This window comes from Nocardioides sp. 1609 (genome assembly GCF_004522105.1).
GTDB lineage: Bacteria > Actinomycetota > Actinomycetes > Propionibacteriales > Nocardioidaceae > Nocardioides.
Genome location: NZ_SPUJ01000007.1, coordinates 213062 through 236605, shown reverse-complemented (window position 1 = coordinate 236605; position 23544 = coordinate 213062). Strand labels below are relative to the sequence as shown.

At 73.9% G+C, this 23544-nt stretch carries 16 protein-coding genes; 14 read left to right on the top strand and 2 right to left on the bottom strand.

From position 1 onward, the window contains the following. Positions 1 to 38 precede the first annotated feature (38 nt). Positions 39 to 6692, top strand: coding sequence for a ThuA domain-containing protein (locus tag E4623_RS19705; protein ID WP_134768274.1), 6654 nt, complete (start codon positions 39 to 41; stop codon positions 6690 to 6692). A 348-nt stretch (positions 6693 to 7040) separates the two neighbouring features. Here the strand turns inward: E4623_RS19705 and E4623_RS19700 are convergent, their stop codons facing one another. Continuing rightward, positions 7041 to 8279, bottom strand: coding sequence for an ROK family protein (locus tag E4623_RS19700; RefSeq protein ID WP_134768273.1), 1239 nt, complete (start codon positions 8277 to 8279; stop codon positions 7041 to 7043). A gap of 166 nt (positions 8280 to 8445) precedes the next feature. On the opposite strand from E4623_RS19700, the gene xylB reads away from it, so the two are divergent. From xylB to E4623_RS19655, 9 genes are all read left to right on the top strand, one after another. Next, entirely contained in the window at positions 8446 to 9843 is a 1398-nt protein-coding gene (gene xylB / locus E4623_RS19695) for a xylulokinase (RefSeq protein WP_134768272.1), read from the top strand. Continuing rightward, a complete protein-coding gene (locus tag E4623_RS19690; protein ID WP_134768271.1) occupies positions 9840 to 10055 on the top strand; it encodes a hypothetical protein in 216 nt (71 codons plus the stop codon). The genes xylB and E4623_RS19690 overlap by 4 nt, the downstream gene beginning before the upstream one ends. A gap of 76 nt (positions 10056 to 10131) precedes the next feature. Beyond that, complete coding sequence (locus E4623_RS19685) at positions 10132 to 11292, top strand: ROK family transcriptional regulator (protein WP_134768270.1); 1161 nt, start codon at positions 10132 to 10134, stop codon at positions 11290 to 11292. A 42-nt stretch (positions 11293 to 11334) separates the two neighbouring features. Beyond that, positions 11335 to 12042: an AzlC family ABC transporter permease gene (locus E4623_RS19680; protein WP_209020778.1), complete on the top strand. Its 708-nt coding sequence runs from the start codon at positions 11335 to 11337 to the stop codon at positions 12040 to 12042. After that, complete coding sequence (locus tag E4623_RS19675; RefSeq protein WP_134768269.1) at positions 12039 to 12359, top strand: AzlD domain-containing protein; 321 nt, start codon at positions 12039 to 12041, stop codon at positions 12357 to 12359. The genes E4623_RS19680 and E4623_RS19675 overlap by 4 nt, the downstream gene beginning before the upstream one ends. A gap of 191 nt (positions 12360 to 12550) precedes the next feature. Further along, positions 12551 to 12904, top strand: coding sequence for a PadR family transcriptional regulator (locus tag E4623_RS19670; protein WP_134768268.1), 354 nt, complete (start codon positions 12551 to 12553; stop codon positions 12902 to 12904). Next, positions 12901 to 13947: a hypothetical protein gene (locus E4623_RS19665; protein WP_134768267.1), complete on the top strand. Its 1047-nt coding sequence runs from the start codon at positions 12901 to 12903 to the stop codon at positions 13945 to 13947. Before E4623_RS19670 ends, E4623_RS19665 begins: the two co-directional genes overlap by 4 nt. An 89-nt stretch (positions 13948 to 14036) precedes the next feature. Then, positions 14037 to 14717, top strand: coding sequence for a hypothetical protein (locus E4623_RS19660; protein ID WP_134768266.1), 681 nt, complete (start codon positions 14037 to 14039; stop codon positions 14715 to 14717). 265 nt (positions 14718 to 14982) lie between these two features. After that, positions 14983 to 17136 (top strand): hypothetical protein, encoded by a 2154-nt coding sequence (locus E4623_RS19655; protein WP_134768265.1) that lies wholly within the window; start codon positions 14983 to 14985, stop codon positions 17134 to 17136. Between the two features lie 44 nt (positions 17137 to 17180). On the opposite strand, the gene E4623_RS19650 is transcribed toward E4623_RS19655, so the two are convergent. Beyond that, positions 17181 to 17501, bottom strand: a complete 321-nt coding sequence (locus E4623_RS19650) for a putative quinol monooxygenase (RefSeq protein ID WP_134768264.1) — start codon at positions 17499 to 17501, stop codon at positions 17181 to 17183. Positions 17502 to 17586: 85 nt separating this feature from the next. Between E4623_RS19650 and E4623_RS19645 the strand changes: the two genes are divergently transcribed. The 4 genes from E4623_RS19645 (at position 17587) to E4623_RS19630 (ending at position 23476) form a co-directional block, all read left to right on the top strand. Beyond that, positions 17587 to 18366, top strand: coding sequence for an IclR family transcriptional regulator (locus E4623_RS19645; protein ID WP_134768263.1), 780 nt, complete (start codon positions 17587 to 17589; stop codon positions 18364 to 18366). Between the two features lie 198 nt (positions 18367 to 18564). Then, complete coding sequence (locus E4623_RS19640) at positions 18565 to 19065, top strand: hypothetical protein (RefSeq protein WP_209020777.1); 501 nt, start codon at positions 18565 to 18567, stop codon at positions 19063 to 19065. Then, entirely contained in the window at positions 19062 to 20642 is a 1581-nt protein-coding gene (locus E4623_RS19635) for a GMC family oxidoreductase (protein ID WP_134768262.1), read from the top strand. The genes E4623_RS19640 and E4623_RS19635 overlap by 4 nt, the downstream gene beginning before the upstream one ends. Positions 20643 to 20746: 104 nt before the next feature. After that, positions 20747 to 23476: an FAD-binding and (Fe-S)-binding domain-containing protein gene (locus tag E4623_RS19630; RefSeq protein WP_245155186.1), complete on the top strand. Its 2730-nt coding sequence runs from the start codon at positions 20747 to 20749 to the stop codon at positions 23474 to 23476. Positions 23477 to 23544 lie beyond the last annotated feature (68 nt).

The window sequence follows — 23544 nt, the reverse complement described above, 5'->3', positions numbered from 1 at the left end:
TCTCTCCGCACCACACCACTCGCAGAAGGCAGGACAGCATGAGCAGGTTCCGTACACCCGCGGCAGGCGTGCGCGGGGTGATCGCCGGGGTAGCCGCCCTGGCGGTCACCGGCGGCGTCATGGTCGCCACCCCCGCGTCGGCGGCCACGGCCGCCGCCGCACCGGCTATCTCGTCGAGCAGCCTGTCGTCAGCGCAGGCCGCGCCGGCGACTGCCGGTGCGGCCGCGCCGGCCGGTTCGGCGGCCCCGGCCGCCGCGGCGGCCGCGGCCGCCGAGCCGGAGTTCGACGTCCTCGTCTTCAGCAAGACGACCGGCTTCCGGCACGGCTCGATCGGTGCGGGCGTCCGCTCGATCCAGCGGCTCGGGGCCCAGTACGGCTTCACGGTGACCGCCACCGAGGACGCCACCAAGTTCACCACCGCCAACCTCGCCCAGTACGAGGCGGTCGTCTGGCTCTCCACGACCAGCGACGTCCTCAACGACACCCAGCAGGGTGCCTTCGAGGACTACATCCAGGCCGGTGGCGGCTACGTCGGCGTGCACGCGGCCTCCGACACCGAGTACACCTGGCCCTGGTACGGCGAGCTGGTCGGCGCCTACTTCCGCAACCACCCGGCCGGCACCCCGACCGCGACGGTGCGGTTCGAGGACAAGACGACCCCCTCGACCTGCGCCATGCCGGACAGCGTCAGCCGCACCGACGAGTGGTACAACTTCCAGCCGACCGACGGCACCTTCGCCGGTGGCGACCTCCCGTACGTGGGCGGCAACGGCCCCGCGACGGTGCCGGACTACTCCCCGCGCAGCAACCCCAACATCAACGTGCTGGCCACCGTCGATGAGTCGACCTACGTCGAGGAGGACGGCAACGCGACCGACGACGACCACCCGATCGCCTGGTACCAGGAGTACGACGGCGGCCGCAGCTTCTACACCGGCGGCGGTCACACCGACGCCTCGTTCAGCGAGCCGCTCTTCGAGCTGCACCTGCTCGGCGGCATCCAGTACGCCGCCGACCAGGCGCCCACCGCGTGCACCGAGCTGCCGCCCACCGACGCCTCCTTCGAGCAGGTCACCCTGGCCAAGGGCGTCGACAAGGTCGGCGAGCCGATGAGCATCTCGGTGCTGCCCGACGGCCGGGTGCTGCACAACGCCCGTGACGGCCGGATCTTCCTCACCGACCTCGAGGGCAACACCACGCTGCTCTACGACGTGCCGATCTACTCCCACGACGAGGACGGGCTGCAGAGCCTCACGGTCAGCCCCAACTTCGAGGAGGACGGCTGGGTCTACCTCTACTACGCCCCGCCGCTCGACACCCCGGCGGGCGACGCCCCCAACGACGGCACCGAGGCGACGTTCGAGGCCTGGAAGGGCCACAACGTCCTGACCCGCATGAAGATGGTCGACGACGACCTGGACCCCTCGACCGAGCAGGAGCTGCTCCAGGTCGAGGCCGACCGCGGGATCTGCTGCCACGCCGGCGGCGCCATCGACTTCGACGCCGACGGCAACCTCTACCTCTCCACCGGTGACGACTCCAACCCGTTCGCCTCCGACGGCTACGCGCCGCTCGACGAGCGGCTGACCCGCAACCCGTCCTACGACGCCCAGCGGAGCTCGGCCAACACCAACGACCTGCGCGGCAAGGTGCTGCGGATCAAGCCCGACGCGACCGCCGCGACCTACACGGTCCCGGGCGGCAACCTGTTCCCGGAGGCGGCCGACACCGGCGACAAGACGCGCCCGGAGATCTACGCCATGGGCTTCCGGAACCCGTTCCGGATGACCGTCGACAAGGAGACCGGCTACGTCTACCTCGGCGAGTACGGCCCCGACGCCGGCAGCGCCAACCCCAACCGGGGTCCCGGCGGCATCGTGGAGTTCAACCAGATCCGGGCGGCCGGCAACTTCGGCTGGCCCTACTGCACCGGCCTCAACACCGCGGCCGAGACGTACAACAGGTGGAACTTCGCCACCAACGCGACCGGCCCGAAGTTCGACTGCGCGGCCCCGGTCAACAACAGCCCGCACAACACGGGCCTGACCAACCTGCCGCCCGCCCAGCCCGCCTGGATCAAGTACGACGGCGGCAGCGTCACCTACAACGGCGTCACCACCGACGAGTTCGGCGGCGGCGGCGAGGGCCCGATGGCCGGTCCGGTCTACAACTACGACCCCGACCTCGACTCCGACGTGAAGTTCCCCGAGTACTTCGACAACCACTTCTTCGCCGGCGAGTGGACCCGCGGCTGGATCCGTGACATCGCCCTGGACGCCGAGGGAGACGTGTCGAGCATCGACCCGTTCTTCGACTCCTCGACGCTCTACGCCGCGATGGACATGGAGTTCGGGCCGGACGGCTCGCTCTACGTCCTCGACTACGGCAACGGCGGGTACTTCACCGGCAACGAGAACTCCGCGGTCTACAAGATCAACGCGATCAACGAGGGCGCCCGCTCGCCGTCGGCCTCGGCGCGGGCCACCCCCGACTCGGGTGTCGCCCCCCTGCCGGTCCAGTTCTCGAGCGAGGGCTCGAGCGACCCCGACGAGGGTGACTCCATCGCGTCCTACGCCTGGGACTTCCAGAACGACGGGACCGTCGACTCCACCGAGGCGAACCCGACGTTCACCTACACGACCAACGGCGTCTACGACGCCCGCCTGGTCGTCACCGACACCACCGGACGCACCGGTGTCGCCACCGCGGTCGTCACCGTCGGCAACACCCGGCCCACCGTCGAGCTGGAGCTGCCCCCGAACGGCGGGTTCTTCGAGTTCGGTGACGCGGTGCGGGTCAAGGTCAACGTGACCGACCCCGAGGACGGCGAGATCGACTGCAGCAAGGTCGAGATCGACTACATCCTCGGCCACGACTCGCACGGTCACCCGCTCAGCTCGGCGACCGGCTGTGACGTCGTCCTGCAGACGGTGAAGGACGAGGGCCACGACGCCTCGGCCGACATCTTCGGCGTCATCAACGCCAGCTACACCGACGAGGGTGCCGGCACCATCCGCACGCTCAGCGGTGAGGACGAGGTCGTCCTGCAGCCCAAGCGCAAGCAGGCCGAGCACTTCGACACCCAGCAGGGCGTGGCCACCGAGGCGACGACCGACCCGCAGGGCGGGTCGCGCAACGTGTCCAACATCGACGCCGGCGACCACGTCTCCTACGCCCCGATCAGCCTGTTCCAGGTGCCGCAGCTGCGCTTCCGCGTGGCCTCGGCCGGTGCGGGCGGGCGGATCGAGGCCCACCTCGACAGCCCGACCGGTCCGCTGGCCGGCTCGATCGACGTCCCGGTGACCGGCGGCTGGCAGTCCTGGCAGACCGTCACGATGGACGTCGCCCCGGCGGCCCAGGAGGGCACGCACGAGCTGTTCCTCGTCTTCGCCAACGACGACCCGGCCGCGACGGGGTTGTTCAACCTGAACTTCTTCGACGCCGCCGGCAAGGGCGTCTCGATCAACTCCAAGCCGCAGGTCGGCGCGACGGGAACGCCCGTCCAGGGCTCCTCGCCGCTCACCGTCGACTTCACCGGCTCGGCGACCGACTTCGACGGCGACGCCCTCACCTACGCCTGGGACTTCGGAGTCCCCGGTGACGCCGACACCGCCACCACGCTCGACGCGCAGTGGACCTACACCGAGCCGGGCAGCTACACCGCGCGACTCACGGTGACCGACGCCCAGGGCGCCAGCGCGTCGTCCACGGTGCCGATCCGGGTGCTGAACAACTGTGGCACCCAGCAGTCCGACGAGTTCGACGGCACCGCGCTCGACGGCAAGTGGGAGGTGATCCGTCCCAGCGGCAACGTCGCCGTCACCGGCGGCAGCCTGACGATGCCGATCGACACCGGCAGCCTCTACGGGCCCGGCGGCAACGCCAAGGACGTCGTCGTCCAGGCGGCCCCCGACGGCGCCTGGGAGGTGACCGCCAAGGTCACCGCCGACGTGACGGAGAACTACCAGCAGGCCGGTCTGCGGCTCTACTCCGACGACGAGAACTGGGCCTCGGTCCACCTCATCTCGGCCGGCGGCACCCGCGACGTCGAGTTCATCTACGAGACGCAGGGCAGCGCGCGCAACAACGCCGAGGACAAGCTCGGCGGCGTGCCGGCCGGCTTCCCGACGACGTACTACGTGCGGTTGACCTCCGACGGCACCGACCTGCGGGCGTCGTACTCGACCGACGGCGAGACCTTCGCCCCGGTAGGCCGTCCGGCCCCGATGGGCACCATGCCCTCGCCGAAGGTGGGACCGACCGCGGTCTCCGGAGGCGCGGTCGGCACCCCGACGGTGGCCTTCGACTGGATCCGCTTCGACCCCGACGGGACGAGCGGCGCCGCCGGGCCGCGGGACGACTTCGACGGCACCTCGCTCGACGAGTGCCGCTGGAACGCCATCGTGCGTGAGGACCCGGACGCCTACGAGGTCGCCGGTGGCGCCCTGACCATCCAGGGTGCGCCCGCCGACCTCTACACGGCCTCGGCGAACCAGGACCAGGCGACCAACCTGATCCTGCAGTCCGACGCCAACACCACGGAGGACTACTCGATCGAGACGCAGCTGTCGGCGACCTACACCGACGGCTACGGCCAGGCGGGCCTGCTCATCTACGGCGACGACGACAACTACGTCAAGCTCGACCCGGTGGCCGACGTCGACCGCCCCGCCGAGAGCTTCAACCGCATCGAGCTCCGGTCGGAGTCCAACGCGGCGATCCTCAACCCACAGCCCGAGGTCGTCGTGCCGCCGAACGTCTCGACGTTCAAGCTGCGCATCACCAAGACGGGCACGTCCTACGTGGGCGAGGTCGACTTCGGTGGCGGCTGGGTCACGGTCGGCACCGTGTCGAACCCGACGGCCGACATGGACTTCGGGGTCTTCTCCCTGGGCGTCCAGCAGACCGGCCAGTCGGGGACCTTCGACTACTTCGAGGTCACCGGCGCGGGCACCGAGAACCGGGCGCCCGTCGCCGACGACGACACCGCCACCACGGAGCAGGACACCGCCCTGGACGTGCCGGTGCTGGTCGGGGACACCGACCCCGACAGTGACGACCTCACCGTCACCGCGGTCACCGACCCGGCGAACGGGACCACGGCGATCAACGCCGACGGCACCGTGCGCTACACGCCGGGCGCCGGGTTCACCGGCACCGACACCTTCGGCTACACCGTCTCCGACGGAGCGCTGACCGACACCGGCACGGTGACGGTCACGGTGACCGAGCCGTGCGGCCCGACGTCCTCCGACGACACCTTCGAGGGCACCGCGCTCGACAAGTGCCGCTGGGACGCCATCCAGGCCGAGGACACCACGAAGTACACGGTGGTCGACGGTGAGCTGCGGCTCACCACGACGCCCGGCGAGATCTACCTGGCCGGGACCGCGAAGTCGAACTACGTCCTGCAGTCGGCCTCGCACGCCGGCGACGACTTCGTCCTCGAGACCGGGCTCGACGCCTCGGCCCTGACCGGTGGCTACAGCCAGGCCGGGATCATGGTCTACGGCGACGACGCCAACTACGTGAAGCTCGACTTCCTGACCGGTGAGAACGCCGGCTCCGCCATCAAGGTGGAGATGCGTTCGGAGGTCGGAGACGTGATCGTGGGCAACCTGCCCGAGGCCGTGCTGGCCGCCGGACAGGGCGCCGACCTCCGCCTGCGACTGACGAAGGAGGGGTCGACGTACTCCGGCGAGTTCTCCGTCGACGCCGGCGTCACCTGGACGGCGCTGGCCAGCACCGTCTCCAACGAGATGGCCGACCCGAGCTTCGGCGTGTTCGCCGCGGGCGTGCTGGACAGCGGCGACGTGGTCGGCTTCGACTACTTCACCGTCGACGGCGACGACCCGGTCAACGCCGCCCCGGTGGCGGTCGACGACTCGGCCACGACCGCGCAGGACACGGCGGTCTCGGTCGACGTGCTGGTCAACGACACCGACGCCGACACGGGAGCGACCCTCACCGTGGAGTCGGTGACGACGCCGGCGCACGGCACCGCGACCATCGCCGGTGACGGCAGCGTCACCTACACGCCGGCCGCCGGGTACGTCGGGAGCGACACGTTCGACTACGTCGTCTCCGACGGCACCGACGACGACACCGGCACCGTCACGATCACCGTGACCGCGGCGCCGGTCGGCGTCACCGACACCCGCATCACCGCGGCGCCGAGCGGCACCACCCGGGCCCGGACCGCGACCCTGCGGTTCACGGCCACCGGTCCCGGTGCGGGGCAGGCGACGTTCGAGTGCTCGATCGACGGCTCGGCGTACACCGCCTGCACCTCGCCGAAGACGTTCGGCAACCTCAAGGACGGCCGGCACACCGTGCGGGTCCGCTCCGTGAGCGCTGGCGGCGTCGACGCCAGCCCGGCGACGGCGACCTGGACGGTCGACGCGACCGGCCCGAAGGTCGTCGGGACGAGCCCGAAGGGCACGACCCGCGACCGGACGCCGACCATCAAGGCCAAGGTCACCGACCGCACCTCCGCGGTCCGGGCCAGCGGCCTGCAGGTGTTCGTCGACGGCAAGCGGGTCAACCCGGTGCGCTACAACCAGGCGCAGGGCCGGCTGACGGCGACGCCGAAGCGGGCGCTCTCCTTCGGCCGCCACACCGTGCGCGTCGTCGCCGTCGACGCGGCCGGCAACCGCACCGTCACGACCTGGAGGTTCACCGTCCGCCGCTGACGGACCTCCCGGCCCCACCACGGACGCCGGCCACCCCCGAGATCTCGGGGGTGGCCGGCGTCCGGCCGTTCCGGCCCCCGGGGGCCGAGCGGCCGGACGCCGGCACCCCGGAGCTTGAGCGAGCGAGCGCCGGCGAGCGCCGACGGAACTGCTGGCCCTCTGCTGCCAGCCCGCCGGGGCGGCTTGGCCTCGGTGGGCCAGGGGTCTCGACACGCGGGTCGCGGCTTCGTTCCTCAGCCGCGCCGCTCGCTCGACCACCGATGACCTGACTGGTCCTCGCAGGCTCGGACAGTCAGATCGCTCGACCACCGATGACCTGACCGGCCCTGGCAGGCTCGGACAGTCAGATCAGATCGCGGCTTGGCTGACCGGGTTGGCGAGCATCGCGTCGACCGACTGCGGTGCGAGGAACTGCTGCACCGCCATCGTGGCCGCACCGATGACGCCGGCGTGCTCGCCGGTCTGGGCCGGCACGACGCTCAGCTCACCCGTGGCCAGGGGCAGCGAGCGGGCGTAGATGACCTCGCGGACGCCGGCCAGCAGGCTGGGTGCGCCGCCGGCGAGAGCGCCGCCGAGCACGATCACCGAGGGGTTGAGCAGGCTGACGCAGGACGCGAGGACCTCGCCGATGTCGCGGCCAGCGCGACGGATGGCGGCCAGCGCGTCCCGGTCGCCGAGGGCCAGACGGTCGAGGACCGTGCGGCTCGCGTCGGCGACGGGGGAGTGGTCGGGGTCCAGCGCCTGGGCGATGGCCCGGGCACTGGCGATCGCCTCGAGGCACCCGTGGTTGCCGCAGCGGCAGAGGGCGTCCCCGCCCTGCGGGCTCTGGACGTGGCCGAGGTCGCCCGCCGACCCCTGGGCCCCGCGGTGCAGCCGGCGGCCGCTGATGATGCCGGCTCCGATGCCGGTGGCGACCTTGACGAAGACGAGGTGCTCGACGTGCGGGTAGACCACCGAGTGCTCGCCGAGAGCCATCATGTTGACGTCGTTGTCGACGAGCACGGGCGCGCCGAGTCGCTCACCGACCCAGGCCGCGACCTCGAAACCGTCCCAGCCCGGCATGATCGGCGGCTTGACCGGGCGTCCGGTGTGGTGCTCGACGGGTCCGGGCAGCCCGATGCCGACGCCCGCGAGGTCGGCGCGCGTGCGGCCGGTGCGCTCGAGGAGCCGGTCGGTCGCCTCGACGAGCCACCCCAGGGTGGCCTCGGGGCCGTCGGCGATGTCGAGGTCGCTCACCTCCTCGGCCACCACGGTGGCGGTGAGGTCGGTCAGCGCGGCCCGCCCGTGGGTCACGCCGAAGTCGGCGGCGAGCACCAGCCGGGCGGAGGGGTTGAAGGCGAAGCGGGTCGGCGGTCGGCCGCCCGTCGAACGGCTCTGGCCCGAGGGCAGCAGCAGGCCGACGGAGAGGAGTCCCTCGATGCGGCCGGCCACCGTCGAGCGGGCCAGACCGGTGAGCTCGATCAGGTCGGCGCGGGTGCGGGGACTGCCGTCGAGCATGAGGCTGAGGAGCTCGCCGCCCCCGAGGGGGGCGGCCGCCGTCGTGGACGGGAGTGCCTGAACCCCGCTGGTGTGGGGCGTCGGCGACATGGTGTCAGTAAATCATGGCAAGTCCCCTTCGGGGTACAACTTTCGTCCACCCATCACCCCCAGTTCTGTCCGCATTCAGCCAAAAGTGCGGTGGGCAGTCGCCGGTCGGTGGCAGGATCGACCGCCGACCATTGACTTTAGTACGACAGTCGTACTTAATGCAGGCATGACGCTCGTCCTCGGCATCGACACCTCCACCCAGTCGGTGAAGGCGTTGCTCGTCGACGCCGACGACGGCACGGTCGTGGCCCAGCACGCCGTCGGGCACCCGGCCGGCACCGAGGTCGACCCGCGAGCGTGGACCGCGGCCGTCGACGAGGTCCTCGCCGCGCTGCCTCCCGAGCAGCTGCGCACCGTGGCCGCGGTCGGCGTGGGCGGCCAGCAGCACGGCCTGGTCGCGCTCGACGCCGAGGACCGGCCCGTGCGCGACGCGCTGCTTTGGAACGACACCCGCTCTGCCGGGGCCGCCGCCGACCTGATCGCCGAGATGGGTGGCCCGCAGGCCTGTGCCGACGCGGTCGGCAGCGTCCTGGTCGCCTCCTTCACCGTGACCAAGCTGCGCTGGCTGCGCGACCACGAGCCCGAGCGAGCGGCCCGGGTCGCGCGGGTGCTGCTCCCCCACGACCTCGTCGCCCGGCACCTCAGCGCGCCCGGCACCGAGCCGTTCACCGACCGCGGCGACGCCTCCGGCACCGGCTACTTCGCCACCGCCGAGGGTCGCTGGCGCCCCGACCTCGCCGCCGCCGCGCTCGGTCACGAGCCCGCGCTGCCCCGGCTGGTGGCCCCCGGCGGCGTCGCCGCCCACACGCCCGACGGCGCGATCGTCTCCGCCGGCACCGGCGACAACATGGCGGCCGCCCTCGGCATGGCCCTCGGACCGGACGACGTCCTGGTCTCGATCGGCACCTCCGGCGTCGCCTCCGCCGTCAGCGCCCGCCCCGTCGCCGACGGCACCGGCGTCGTCACCGGCTTCGCCGACGCGGCCGGCGGCTTCCTCCCGATGGTCACCACGATGAACGCCGCCGGGATCCTCGACCTGCAGGCGCGGTGGCTCGGCGTCGACCACGACGGCCTCGCCGAGCTCGCGCTCGAGTCGACCCCGGACGCGGGCGGCGTCGTCCTCTCGCCCTATTACGGCGGCGAGCGCAGCCCCTACCGCCCGACCGCGACCGGCACCTGGACCGGTCTGACCCCGCGCACGACCCGTGCCGACCTCGCGCGCGCGGCCCACACGGCCCTGCTGTGCGCGCTCGCGGACGCCGTCGACCAGGTCGTCGCCGCGACCGGGGTCGAGCCGCGCCGGGTGCTCCTGGTCGGTGGGGCGGCCCGCAGCCGTGCCGTCCGGGCGTTCGCGCCGGCCGTGCTCGGCCGACCCGTGACCGTCGTGCCGCCGGGGGAGTACGTCGCCCTCGGCGCCGCCCGCCAGGCCGCCTGGGCCCTGGCCGGCAGCGCCGCACCGCCCACCTGGGCCGGACCGGAGGCCGAGGTGCTCGAGGCCGAGCCCGACCCCGAGGTGCGCGCGACGTACGCCGCCCTGCGCGAGCGCACCGCCTCCTGGACGTGACCCGCGCACCCGTGCGCCACCTCTCCACCGCCGACGACGAGGGGATCTCCGTGCCCGAGCTGCCCACCCCCACCCCCGAGGACACGGTGTCCGCCGGTCCCCGGACCGTCGGCCGGGGCGGCCGCGTCCCCGTCGGCGCCGCCGCCCGTGCTTCCCTCCCGGCGCACCCGCTCGAGCAGACCGCCCGCGAGCACCGCTGCGGCGTGCGCTGAGCGGCGGACCCCCGGCGACGCAGGACCAGCCGCTCCCACCCACGACCCCAGCGACGAAGCAGCCGACGAGCAGCCGATGACGACCGGGACCGACCAGCTCCGCCGCCGCCACACGGCGCTGGTGGTGCGCACCCTGCGCCGCCTGGGCCCCACCTCCCGCGCGGAGCTGGCCGTCGCCACGGGGTTGTCGAAGCCGACGATCGGGGCGATCGTCGCGAGCCTCGAGGCCGACGGCACCGTCGGGGTCGACCGGGCCGCCGACGACCGGCTCGGCGACGATCGGGTGCCGGTCCGCGGGCGGCCCGGCCGGCCGGTGGCGCTGCGGCCGGGGCGGCACCTCGGCCTCGGCCTCGACCTCAACGTCGACTACGTGACCGCCGTCGTCCTCGACCTCACCGGCGACGTCGTCCTCAGCGAGTCGCGCCCGGTCGCGGAGGACCGGGTCGAGGCGCTGCTCGCGGTGACGCGCGACCTGCGTGACCGCTACGGCGCCGGCCGGTTCGTCGGGGTCACGGCCGCCGTGCCGGCGCTGGTTCACGGCGACGACCGCACCGTCGCGTGGGCGCCCAACCTGACCCTGGCGGGTCCCGAGCTCGCCGACGCGCTGGCCGGGTTGCTCCCGGACTCCGACGTCCGCGTCGTCAACGACGCCAACTGCGCGGCCTACGCCGAGGTCCACCACGGTGTCGCCCGCGGCGTCGACCACGCCCTCTACGTGACCGGCACGGTCGGCATTGGCGTCGGGATCGTCGCCGGCGGCGTGCTCGTGCAGGGCGCGACGGGCTTCGCCGGCGAGGCCGGGCACGTGGCGGTCGGCGACCCGACCGCACGGTGCGGGTGCGGCCGACGCGGCTGCTGGGAGGCCTCGGTGGGCCTGCACGCCGTCCTGCGGGCCCTGGGGATGGAGGAGCTCGGCACCCCCACCGCGACGGCGGAGGCGGTGGCCGCGCGGGCCGCCCGCGACGCCGGGGCCCAGCAGGTCCTGGCCCGGGTGGGACGGGACCTCGGCCTGGGGCTGGCGACCCTGACCAGCGTCCTGGACCCCGAGGTGGTCGTCCTCGGCGGCTACTTCGTGCCGCTCGGTGACCTCGTCCTCGACCACGCGCGCGCCGCGCTCGACGACCGGCTCGACCCGCCCGGACGTCGCCGACCCGAGCTCCGGCTGAGCACCCTCGGCCTCGGCGCCGCTGCGCTGGGCGCGGCCGAGCAGGCGCTGGCCGGCGTGCTGCTCGGCTGACCCCGCCGGCGGACCGGCCGGGGCCGCTCCTACGGTGGGCAGGTGGACGCCGACTCCTTCCGCCGCGGCGTCCGTCTCGGGATGCCGTACGGCGCGGTCGCCCTCGTGCTCGCGCTCTCCTTCAGCGTGCTGGCCGTCAACGCCGGCTTCACGCCCCTCCAGGCCGTCGTCACCTCCGCGCTCGTCTTCGCCGGTTCGGCCCAGTTCACCGCGCTGACGATCGTGGCGGGTGGTGGCAGCATCCCGGCCGCGCTGTCCGCGGCGGCGCTGATGCACTCGCGGTTCCTCGCGATGGGGGTCGCCCTGGCGCCGTCCCTCACCGGCGGGCGACTGCGGCGGGCGGTTGAGGGGCAGGCGGTCGTCGACTCGTCGTGGGCGCTCGCCAACCGCGGCGACGGCACCTTCGACCGGGGGCTGCTGTTCGGCACCACGCTGCCCCAGTACGTCGCCTGGACGGCCGGCGCCGTCGTCGGGGCGTTCTCCGGCGACGTCCTCGCGGACACCGAGCGGCTCGGGCTCGACGCCCTCTTCCCGACGTTCTTCGTCGCGATCCTGCTCGCCGAGCTCCGTCAGCCCCGGGCCCGCGTCGTCGCCGCGCTCGGCGCGGGCATCGCGATCGCGCTGGTGCCGTTCGCCCCACCGGGCGTCCCGGTCCTCGCGGCGGGCACCGCGGCCCTCCTCGGGCTCGGGGCCGCGCGGCCGGCTCCCGTCGAGGACGCCGGCGACGGTGCGGGAAGCGGGACCGGATGAACCTGTCGGAGGCGCAGGTCTGGATCCTGATCGCCGGGCTGGTCGCCGTCGCCGTGGTGACGAAGGGCATCGGCCCCGCCGTCGTGGGCAGCCGACCGCTCCCGGGGTGGAGTGCCGGGGTGATCGCCGCGCTGGCGCCGGCGCTGCTCGCCGCCCTGGTGGCCACGGCGCTGCTCGCCGACGGCCGACGGCTCGTGATCGGCGCGGAGGCCGTCGGGGTCGCCGTGGCGACCGTCCTCCTGCTGTGCCGTGCGCCCCTGCTCGCCGCGGCCGCGGCCGCGGTGCTGGTGACGGCGCTGCTGCGCGCGTTCGTCTGAGCGCCGCACCCCAGCCCGGCGGCGACCGGATCCGCCTCGTCGTGCTCCGGATCCCGGTCCCCACGACCGGCATCCGCGTCGTGACGACCGGGATCCGCGTGGTGACGACCGGGATCCGCGTGGTCGCTGGTCCGCGACACGCGCACCTCTCGTCCACGCGCTAGTGCGGATCGCGCACTAGTGTGCTTCACATGGACACCACCCAGCTGTTGAAGGGGGTCCTCGACCTCGCGGTGCTGGCGGTGGTCGAGGAGGAGGACGGGTACGGCTACGACGTCCTGCGACGGCTGCGCGCGAGCGGGCTGTCCGAGGTCGGCGACGCCTCCGTCTACGGCACGTTGCGTCGCCTCTACGCCGCGGGCGCACTGACGTCGTACGTCGTCCCCTCCGACGAGGGCCCGCACCGCAAGTACTACGGGATGACGCCCTCCGGCCGCGACCAGCTCGCGCGCCAGTCGAAGGACTGGTCGACCTTCAGCGACACCGTGACCGAGCTCCTGCGCTCCGACCGCCACCCGCCCCGACCCGAGGGAGACCGCCCGTGACCACCCGTGTCCCGCACCGCACGACGCCCGACATCACCTCGTTCGTCGCCCAGGTGCGCGCCCGCCTGTCCGACCTGAGCGAGGAGGAGCGCGAGGAGCTGGTCGGGGGGCTCGAGGCCGACCTGGTCGACCACCTCGCCGACCCGACGAGCCGGACCGACCTCGGTGACCCCGCCGCCTACGCCGCCGAGCTCCGGCTCGCGGCCGGGCTCCCGGAGCACGCGAGCCGCCGGGTCCGGCCGCGGGTGCCGCGTCCGCCCACCATCGAGCGCCTCCTCGACGAGAGTCGTGACCGGTTCGACCGCGTGGTCGGGGCGCGAGCCTGGGCTCGCGCGACCTGGGACGTCGTCCGCGAGCTGAGCCCGGCCTGGTGGGTCGCCCGCGCCTGGATCGCGGTCACCCTCGCGGACGTGCTGGCGGGCAGCCACGAGCCGTTGACGGTGGTGCCGTCGCTCGGGCACCCGGTGGTGGGGCCCGGTCTGCTGGCCGTCGCGGTCGCGCTCAGCGTGCTGGTCGGCCTCGACCGCCTCTGGCCGGGATCCGGTCGCCGTCGACACGTGTCGGGCCGGCTCGTCACCCTGACGACCAACGTCGGGCTCGTGGTCGCGATGCTCTCGTTCAACGTCCCGTGGCCGGGCTACCTGGCGGGCAACCGCGCCGAGGCGCAGGCGTTCGACGGGTACCGCGCGGGTTTCAACGCGGGCGCCCGCTCCGAGCAGCGACCGGGACTCCAGCTCGACGACGAGCCGGTGACGAACGTCTTCGCCTACGACGCCGAGGGCCTCCCGCTCGAGGGCGTGCAGCTCTTCGACCAGGACGGAGATCCCCTGGCCGTCGCACCCGGTGCGAGCCGGGGTCAGGGGCCGGAACGCTGGGTCCCGTGCCCGGTGTACGACGCGGGGAACGAGCTGTTCAACGTCTTCCCGCTCGACCAGGCGCAGCTGCGGTCGGGCCGTTGCGCACCGGAGACAGCCGGCCGGTCCGCGCCGCTGCCCCCGCTCGTGCAGGCACGCCCCGTCCCGGTCGGGCCCACCGTCCCGTAGCCGCCGGACCTGTCCTGTCGGGTCACACTGCCGCAGCACGGCGGGTTCGCGCCGGTGTGGTCGCCCCCGAGCGGGGCATGACCCCTGCCATGACCCCAGCCACGAACCCGGCGGACCGCTCCGGTGCCGGCAGCTCCGCCTCCCACCCGCACGCGTCGTTCGTGACCCCCGTCCCGCCGGACGAGACGACGTTCGCCGGCGACCTGATGCTGAAGGTGGCCGGCGGCCTGCAGGACCGTGCCGACCTCGTCGACGGGCTGGAGGACCTGATCGTGAACGACGACTTCGGCGCGGTCTTCCCCGACGACGGCGAGCCCAGCCTCGACGAGGCGGAGGAGCTGCTGGACCAGGTGATCGCCGAGCACGACGCCGTGGTGCCGGCCCCGTCGGCCGGCATCCTCGCCTTCGACGCCGCCGTCGACCAGCTGGAAGCGGGCGGCATCGCCTACTCCCTGGGCGTCGGCTTCGACGCCGGCGAGGCGGCGCAGGACGGCTACGAGCGGGCGCTCCGGATGGCCGGGGAGTCGGCGGTGCCGGCGCGGGGCTATGCCTACAGCCACACCCAGGACGTCGACCGTGCCGTGCTCACCGGGCGACTCACCGTGGGCTTCAGCGGCATGTCGGGCGCACTCGACGACGAGGCCGCCGGGGTCGCCCGCGCGGTCGCGGCCGCCTTCGCCGACGCCGGGCTCGTCGTCGACTGGGACGGTGACCCCGGGCACCGGATCGTGGTGGCGGTGCGCTGGGAGCGGCCGTTCGACCGGTCGTAGCCGGGCTGCGTCCGAGCGGGATCCCCGTCGCGGCCGATCCGGATCCGCGTCGTCACGACCGGGATCCCCGTCGTCGCGACCGGGATCCTCGTCACGGGGATCGACGTCGAGCACTCCGTCACCGGGCTCGGAGACCTGCTCGTCGAGCACCTTGCGGCACCCCCGGGTGGTCCTGGCCGCCGGCACGTCGAGCACCTGCGCCCCGAGCGCCGACTCCGCCGAGATCGCGGGTGTCCCGACCCGCCGAGCCGGGCAGGTCAGGGGCATGACCCCACCACTCCCGCAGGTCCCCGGCCTGACCGTCGCGCGGTTCGAGGGCTGGTACGCCGGCGCGGACCTGCCCGAGGGACCCTCACCGAGGGTCGCCGGCAGCGTCCTGGGCGACCTGTTCGCGCGGGCCGCCCGCGGCGGCGGCGACCTGCACGACCCCACGGCCGAGCTGCTGCGCTGGCTGCTGCGCGACGTGGTCCGGGACGACATCGACCGCGGTGACGACTACGACCTGGTCCTCATGACCCTGGTCCGCTACCTGCTCTTCCTGCGACGGACCGAGCAGTGGCGACGCAGCGAGCGCGCCGTCCAGGACTGCTGGGACGTCACCACCTGGGGCACCCAGCCACCGCTCGGCCTCGGGTCGCTGGGCCCCACCGTGGACGAGTCCATCGCGACCGGGCTCGCCGCGGTCCCGACGGCGCACGACGTGCTGCGGGTCGGTGCGGCCCGCCCCTTCTTCGGCTTCCTGCGAGCCACCCTCGACGCCCTCGGTGCCGGGCCTTCGCTCCCGAGGTCCGCCGCCGCGCGGGTCGTCGGCCTCGCGGACGGCTCGGTCGCCCTCCACCTCTGGGTCGACGCGCTGCACGAGACCGGTCTGGTGCGCGCCGACGGCGGACGGCAGGTCCTCGAGGCCCGCGGGGAGGTCCGTGAGGCCGGGGGCTGCCCGCCGCCGTCCGCCGACCTGGTCGACCTGGTCGTCATGGGTCTGGTGCGGGCCGCCGTCGACTCGGCGTTCGACAGGGCCCTCCGGAGCGAGGGCGACCAGCGCCGCCCCCTCGCGGCGGCGGCCGCGCTCGCGGTGGCCCTGCTCGCCGGTTGCGACGAGTCCTACCTGCGCGCCGAGGACGAGGACGACGACGAGGAGTCGACCGCCTCGGTCGTCACCCAGATGGCGGCGGCCATGCTCGGCGACGACGCGGCCGGTCTCGCGCCGGTCACCTCCGAGGTGATGCGCACCCTCGACGCGCTCGCGTCCCTGGGCCTGCTCGACGACGAGGTGCTCGAGCGGGGCAGCCACGTCCTGCTCGTGCCGGACGCGCTGCGGCACCGGGTGATCCGGACCCTGTCGGACCACCTCGGGGTCGTGGGCACCGACGACTCCACCGTTGTCTGGGCGCCGGTCGACCTGCCCTCCACGCTCCCGGAGGGTGCCGGGGTCGAGCTGACCGGCGTGCTCGGCGGCGCCGAGGTCGTCCGGCTCCGCGTCGACGCCTCGACGAGCCTCGGGGACCTTCGCCGCGTCGTCTCGCTCGCCCTGGGACGCCCCATGGAGCGTCGCTACGTCTACTCCCGACCCGACGGCGTCCGCCGCTTCACCGGGGCGCGCTGGCTGCGCGGCTTCGAGGAGCGCGACGACGCGGAGGTCACCGACGACAGCGCCGCTGCGGTGGGGGCCGTCCTCGCCTCAGCGGGTGCCGAGCTCGACCTGGTGCTCGGCGGGACGCCGGGCCCGGTCCGGTTGCGGGTCGAGACGGTGCTGGCGACGGCGCCGTCCACGGCCGTGGTCGTGACGCCGGACGGCGGCGAGGTGCCGCTGCCGGCGCGCCACGTCGTCCTCGACTCCCGGTTCCCGCCGAGCTCGGGCCTGGCGGGACACCTCATGGTGCGGGCCGCCACCGGGCGCCACGACCACGCCGGGCTGGTCGAGGTGGCCGTCGACCTGACCACGAGCGAGGACTTCGGGCGCCGGTTCCCCGGGGAGCGCCGGCCGACGCAGAGCGAGACGGTCGCCCTGGTCGAGGAGGTCGTGGCCGAGCACCGACGCCTCGTCGTGCGGCCCTCGCCGGCGGCGCAGCTGCTGCTCCGCGCGCTCGCCGCCCTGCCCGGGCGCGGGGTGGCCGTGTCGTTCGCGGGCCGCACCCGGGCACCGGGGTCGAACCCGGTGGGCTACGTCGTCGTCGCTCCGCGGGAGGAGGCCCGCGCGGTCCTGACCGACGAGATCGCCCTCTCCTACGGGGGGCTCGACGCCCCCGACGACACCCCTCGCGGCGCCCCCGACGACGCCACGGCGGCGCGGGTCGGCCGGCTCGTCGCCGAGGTGCTCACCGAGCACGGGCTCGGCGTCGACTGGGACGGCGACCCGCGCCAGTCGATCATCGTCACCCCCCTGCGCTGGGAGTGGCCGTTCGGGACGCCGCTCGGCTGACGCGGGCGAGGTGGGCGGGGGCGAGCGGGGTCGCAGGCCTCGGGTCAGGAGACCTCGAACTCGCCGAGGCGGTGCCACTCGTCGGGCTCGTTCTGCCAGTTGCGGATCTGCGGGGTCTCCACGACGTACTGCGGGAGGTCGGCCTGGGCCTTCTTGAAGTGGTCGGACTGCACGTGCGGCCCGGCGGCGTCGTCGTCGAAGGCCTCGAGGAGGACGTACTCGGTGGGGTCCTCGACGCTGCGCGACCAGTCGAAGAAGCGGTTGCCCGGCTCGGCCCGGGTCGCCTCGGTGAACTCGCGGGCGAGCTCGGGCCAGCTGTCGGCGTGCTCCGGCTTGATCTTCCACTTCACACAGATCAGGATCATGCGCCCGACTGTGCCAGCGGCCGGGCCGCCGCGGCCAGAGGTGTCTCTCACCGGGTGAGAACGGCGCTGTGACCTGCGTGGTTACATGAGCGTCATGTCGGCGCCGGCGGGGGATCAGCGGCCGGGATCGGTCGCGCGCACCTTCGACATCCTCGAGGCCGTGGCCGCCCGCGGCGGCGCGTCGGCCAAGGAGATCGCCGACGTCACCGGCCTCCCCCTGCCGACGGTCTACCGGCTGGTCCGCGAGCTGCTCGACGGCGACTACCTCGTCCACATCCGCGAGGAGAAGCGCTTCGAGCTCGGTTACAAGCTGCACGCGCTCGGTGTCTCGCTGCACGAGCAGATCGGGGTGTCGCGGCAAGTGCGCGCCGAGGTCACCGCCCTGCACCAGCAGCTCGGCACGGCCGCCTACCTCGCCGTGCACCGCGGCTCGCAGATCGTCGTCGTCCTCACCGTCGACAGCCCGGCGCACCCGCGGCTGCCCCCCATCGACTTCGGGTTCCACGAGGCGGCCCACGCGACGGCGTTCGGCAAGATCCTGCTGGCCCGGATGGACGACGAGGAGCGCGCCGCGCTGCTCGACCCGGAGCCGATGCCCCGGTTCGGCCCCGGCACGATCACCACGCACGCCGAGCTCCACGCGCAGCTCGACACCGTCGCCGAGCGCGGCATCGCCTGGGAGTTCGGCGAGTTCCAGGCGGGATCGACGTGCGCCGCCGCGGCGGTCAGCGGCGTCGCCGGCGCGCTCGTCGGCTCGGTCGCCATCTCGGCGCCCGACGCCGTCCTGGCCCACGGCCGGGCCGAGGTCGAGCAGGTCCTGCGGGCCTGCGCCGCCCGGATCGGGCGGTTCTACCGGTCCGCGTGAGCCGACTGCCCGAGCGTGCTGAGGGCGCGTCAGCTCGATGACGTCGAGCAGGCGGCCGGTGGTCCCGACGGCGCCAGCCAGGGCTCGCTCACCCCACCTGTGGACGTCGGCTTATCGGCCGGCGAGAACGACCCTCGTCGGACGGCACGGACGCTCCTACGGTGACGGGAGTCACACCGTCCCGTTCCGGAGGCCTCCGTGTCAGATCCCGCGTCCGCATCCACCCCCGAGCCCGCCGCCGACCTCGCGCCGGCCCTGGTCCGCCTGCTCCGCGCGGCGTACCCCCACCCGTCGTTCCCCGACGGCCCCTACGAGCGCACCGCCCGGGTGATCCTGGACCAGCTCGACGCCGACCTGTGGCACCGCCTCGCGCTCGAGCGCGGGCTGGCCACCCTCGAGCTCCGCGCCGCACAGAGCGGCTCCGAGATCGACGAGAAGCTGCTGCGCGAGATCGAGGACGCCGAGTTCTTCCGGTTCATCCGGGGAGTCACCGTCACCACGCTCTACAACGACCCCGAGGTGTGGGAGCTGCTGGGCTACGAGGGCTCCTCGTTCGAGCACGGTGGCTACCTGCACCGCGGCTTCGACGACCTCGACTGGCTGCCCGACCCGCGCATCGAGGAGTACGACGGCCCCGAGCAGCTCGTCGAGGTGGCCGATCACGACCAGCCCCAGCAGACCCAGGAGAGCCAGGCATGAGCGACCAGTTCGGCACGCCGATCGACCAGGACACCGAGGCCGTCGTCATCATCGGCTCCGGCGCCGGGGGCGGCACCGTCGCCCACGAGCTCACCCAGCGCGGGATCCCGTGCGTCGTGCTCGAGGCCGGCGCCTGGCTCAAGCCCGACGACTACGAGAACGACGAGTGGGCCGCCTTCAACCAGATGGCCTGGCTCGACAACCGCACCACCTCCGGCGGCTACCGGATCACGCGGGACTTCCCCAACCTGCCGGCCTGGATCGTCAAGGTGGTCGGCGGCTCCACGACGCACTGGTCGGGCGCGACCCCGCGGTTCAAGGAGTACGAGTTCAAGGGCCGCAGCCACTACGGCGAAATCGAGGGCGCCAACCTCCTCGACTGGCCGATCGAGCTGGCCGACCTGGCGCCGTACTACGACAAGGCCGAGATCGCGATCGGGTCGACCCACCGCCACGGACGCCCGGCCCTGCCGGCCAACAACAACTACAAGGTCTTCGCCGGCGGCGCCGAGAAGATCGGCTACAAGTTCTACGCGACCGGCCCCTACGGCACGAACGCCGAGCCCTACGACGGGCGCCCGGCGAGCGTCCAGGACGGCTTCAACTTCCAGGGCGACAAGTCGACGGCCAAGTGGAGCACCGCGGTCCGGGAGGTCCCGCGGGCCGTGGAGAGCGGGAGGTGCGACCTGCGCACGCAGTGCCAGGCCGTCCAGGTCACCCACGACGCGCAGGGCCGCGCGAACGGCGTCCTCTACCTCGACAAGGACGGCAACCTGCACCGGCAGGCGGCCAAGGTCGTCTGCGTCGCCGGCAACTCGATCGAGTCGCCGCGGCTGCTGCTGATGAGCGCCAGCTCCCTGCACCCCGACGGCCTGGCGAACTCCTCGGGCCAGGTCGGACGCAACTACATGCGCCACACCACCGGTTCGGTCTACGCGCGCTTCGACCAGCCGGTGCGCATGTACCGCGGCGAGACGATGGCCGGGATCATCGCCGACGAGGCCCGTCTCGACACCTCGCGCGGCTTCGCCGGCGGCTACTACCTGGAGACGCTGTCGCTCGGCGTCCCGTTCCTCGCGGCGTTCGTCGACCCGGGCACGTGGGGCCGGGAGTTCACCGAGGTGATGGACGCCTACGCCCGCACCGCCGGCCTGTGGATCGTCGGGGAGGACCTGCCGCAGGAGAGCAACCGGATCACGCTCAACACCGGCGCGAAGGACCAGTGGGGCCTGCCGGTGCCCGACGTCCACTTCGACGACCACCCGAACGACGTCGCGATGCGCGAGCACGGCTACGGCCGCGCCGACCTGCTCTACGAGGCGGTCGGCGCGAACGGGACCCACCACACCCCGCCGTACCCCGCGACCCACAACCTCGGCACCCTGCGGATGAGCGCGCGGCCCGAGGACGGCGTCATCGGCGCCTTCGGCGAGGCGCACGACGTCCCGGGGCTGTTCGTCAGCGACGGCTCGGTGATGACCACCGGCGCGGCGGCGAACCCGACCCTCACGATCGTGGCACTGGCGATCCGGCAGGCCGAGCACATCGCCGACCGCCTCGGGAAGGGCGACCTCTGAGCGTCACGGCCGACCCCTCCCCCGTCGATCGGCTGGCCGACCGGCTGGTCGCGGCGCTCGGTGACTCCGGCTGCGGGGTCACCGGGCGCCCGCTCGACCTGGCGGTGCGCGCCCACGACGCGTCGCACTACCTGCTGCACCCGCAGGCCGTGGCCACGCCCGGCGACGCCGGCGAGGTCGCCGAGGTGATGCGGGCGTGCGGGGTGCTCGGCGTCCCGCTGACCTTCCGCAGCGGTGGCACCTCGCTCTCGGGCCAGGCCCTCAGCGACAGCGTGCTGGTCGACGTCCGCCACGCCTTCGCGGGCGCCGGCGCCGTCGAGGTGCTGGACGGCGGCGCGCGGGTCCGCGTGCAACCGGGGGTGACGGTCCGGGCCGTCAACGCCCGGCTGGCGCCGTACCGTCGCAAGATCGGGCCGGACCCGGCCTCCGAGATCGCCTGCACCCTCGGCGGGGTCATCGCCAACAACTCCTCCGGGATGCAGTGCGGCACCGAGCTCAGCTCGTACGCGACCGTCGAGTCGATGGTCGTCGTGCTGCCGTCGGGCACCGTGGTCGACTCGGCGGCGCCGGACGCGGACCGGGCGCTGCGCTCGGCCGAGCCGGAGCTGCACGAGGGGTTGCTGCGGCTGCGGGACCGGGTCCGTGGCGACGCCGCCTCGGTGGCGACGCTGCGCCGGCTCTTCGCGATCAAGAACACGATGGGCTACGGCCTCAACGCCTTCCTGGACGCCGACGAGCCGGTCGACGTCCTGGTGAAGCTGATGGTCGGCAGCGAGGGGACCCTCGGCTTCGTCGCCTCGGCCGTGCTGCGCACCGTCGACGTGCTGCCGCACGCGGCGACCGGGCTCCTGGTGCTCCCCGACCTCGCGACCGCCTCGGCGCTGGTGCCGGAGATCCTGGCCACCGGCGTCGCGACCGCCGAGCTGCTGGACGCCGCCTCGCTGCGGGTCGCCGCGCTCGACCCGCAGCGGCCGGAGGCGATCGGCCGGCTCGACGCGGCCGGGGTGGGCGACCACGCCGCCCTGCTGGTGGAGCTGCAGGCCGCGACGACCGAGGAGCTCGCGGCGCTGCGGGCCGCCGCCGAGGGTCCGCTGGGCGACCTCCCGCTGTCGGTGCCGCTCGAGCTCACCGGCGACGCCGTCGAGCGCGGTCGCCTCTGGCGCACCCGCAAGGGTCTCTTCAGCGCCGTCGCCGGCGCCCGTCCCCCGGGCACCAACGCGCTGCTCGAGGACGTCGCCGTCCCCGTCGGGCGGCTCGGCGAGCTGAGCACCGGCCTGGTCGGCCTGTTCGCCGCGCACGGCTACAAGGGTTCGGTGATCTTCGGGCACGCCCGCGACGGCAACCTGCACTTCCTGCTCAACGAGCGCTTCGACTCCGCGGCCGACATGGCCCGCTACGAGGCGTTCACCACCGACATGGTCGACCTGGTGCTCGGCCTCGACGGCACCCTCAAGGCCGAGCACGGCACGGGCCGGATCATGGCGCCGTTCGTCGAGCGGCAGTACGGCGCCGAGCTCGCGGCGGTGATGCACGCCGTCAAGCGGCTCTTCGACCCGCGCGGCCTGCTCAACCCGGGCTCGGTGGTCACCGACGACGACCGCGCGTGGCTGCGCGACCTCAAGACCGCGCCGCCCGTGGAGGAGGAGGTCGACCGGTGTGTCGAGTGCGGCTTCTGCGAGCCGGTCTGCCCGTCCCGCTCGATCACCCTCACCCCGCGGCAGCGGATCGTCGCGCGGCGCGAGATGGCCGCGGCGCAGCAGCGCGGCGACCACGACCTGGCCGCGAGCCTGCGCGAGGACTACGAGTACGACGGCATCGACACCTGCGCCGCCGACGGCATGTGCGCGACCGCCTGCCCCGTGCTCATCGACACCGGTGCGCTGGTGCGCCGGCTGCGCGCCGAGGACGGCTCGCGTGCCGAGCAGCAGGGCTGGGCGTTCGCCGCGAACCACTGGTCGGCGACGACGCGCGCCGCCTCGGCCGGCCTCACGCTCGCCGCCCGGGCGCCGGGGGCGGCCGCGGCGACGTCCCGTGCGGCCCGGCGGGTGGTCGACCACGACACGCTCCCCGAGTACGGCCCCGGGCTCGGTCGCGGCGGCCCGAGGCGGGTCGACCTCGTCGCGCCCGACGCGGACGCCGTCTGGTTCGCCTCCTGCGTCGGCACCATGTTCGGCGGCGGCGCCGGGACGGCGTTCCGGGCGCTGTGCGAACGCGCCGGGGTCCGGTTGCGGACGCCGTCCGGGCCCGGTGCGATGGCCGACCTGTGCTGCGGGACGCCGTGGAAGTCCAAGGGCCACCTCGAGGGTCACCGCCGGATGGGCGAGCGGGTGCGGGCCGCGCTGGAGCCCGACCGCGGGCTGCCGGTCGTCGTCGAGGCGAGCTCGTGCACCGAGGGCCTCGAGATCCTGGTGGCCGACGCCGGCCACGACGTCGTCGACGTCCTCGACTTCGTCGTCGACCGGGTGCTGCCCCACCTGCCGCCGGTGCCGTCGTCGCGGCGGCTCGGCCGCGTCGCCGTCCACCCCACCTGCTCGAGCACCGCGCTCGGCTCCACCGGCGCGCTGCTGCGGCTCGCTGCGGCGGTGGCCGACGACGTCGTCGTCCCGACCGCGTGGGGCTGCTGCGGCTTCGCCGGCGACCGTGGCCTGCTGCACCCCGAGCTGACCGCCGCCGCGACCGCACCCGAGGCCGCCGAGGTCGCGGCCCTGGAGGCGGGCGGTGGCGGCTTCGACGCCTACGTCAGCGGCAACCGCACCTGCGAGATCGGCCTGTCGCGCGCGACCGGCCGGTCCTACCGGCACGTGCTGGAGGTGCTCGCCGAGGCCCTGGCGTGAACCGGGGTCCGGGCCGGGCCGGGTCGGGGCCGGGGTCCGGGCCGGGGTCGGGGCCGGTGTCGGGGCCG

What these genes read in the sequence shown, in the direction of transcription:
- E4623_RS19660 (WP_134768266.1), top strand. Translation starts at nt 14,037, where the DNA reads ATGACCCCAGCCACGAACCCGGCGGACCGCTCCGGTGCCGGCAGCTCC.
- xylB (WP_134768272.1), top strand. Translation starts at nt 8,446, where the DNA reads ATGACGCTCGTCCTCGGCATCGACACCTCCACCCAGTCGGTGAAGGCG.
- E4623_RS19635 (WP_134768262.1), top strand. Translation starts at nt 19,062, where the DNA reads ATGAGCGACCAGTTCGGCACGCCGATCGACCAGGACACCGAGGCCGTC.
- E4623_RS19685 (WP_134768270.1), top strand. Translation starts at nt 10,132, where the DNA reads ATGACGACCGGGACCGACCAGCTCCGCCGCCGCCACACGGCGCTGGTG.
- E4623_RS19675 (WP_134768269.1), top strand. Translation starts at nt 12,039, where the DNA reads ATGAACCTGTCGGAGGCGCAGGTCTGGATCCTGATCGCCGGGCTGGTC.
- E4623_RS19700 (WP_134768273.1), bottom strand. Translation starts at nt 8,279, where the DNA reads ATGTCGCCGACGCCCCACACCAGCGGGGTTCAGGCACTCCCGTCCACG.
- E4623_RS19645 (WP_134768263.1), top strand. Translation starts at nt 17,587, where the DNA reads ATGAGCGTCATGTCGGCGCCGGCGGGGGATCAGCGGCCGGGATCGGTC.
- E4623_RS19705 (WP_134768274.1), top strand. Translation starts at nt 39, where the DNA reads ATGAGCAGGTTCCGTACACCCGCGGCAGGCGTGCGCGGGGTGATCGCC.
- E4623_RS19655 (WP_134768265.1), top strand. Translation starts at nt 14,983, where the DNA reads ATGACCCCACCACTCCCGCAGGTCCCCGGCCTGACCGTCGCGCGGTTC.
- E4623_RS19650 (WP_134768264.1), bottom strand. Translation starts at nt 17,501, where the DNA reads ATGATCCTGATCTGTGTGAAGTGGAAGATCAAGCCGGAGCACGCCGAC.
- E4623_RS19670 (WP_134768268.1), top strand. Translation starts at nt 12,551, where the DNA reads ATGGACACCACCCAGCTGTTGAAGGGGGTCCTCGACCTCGCGGTGCTG.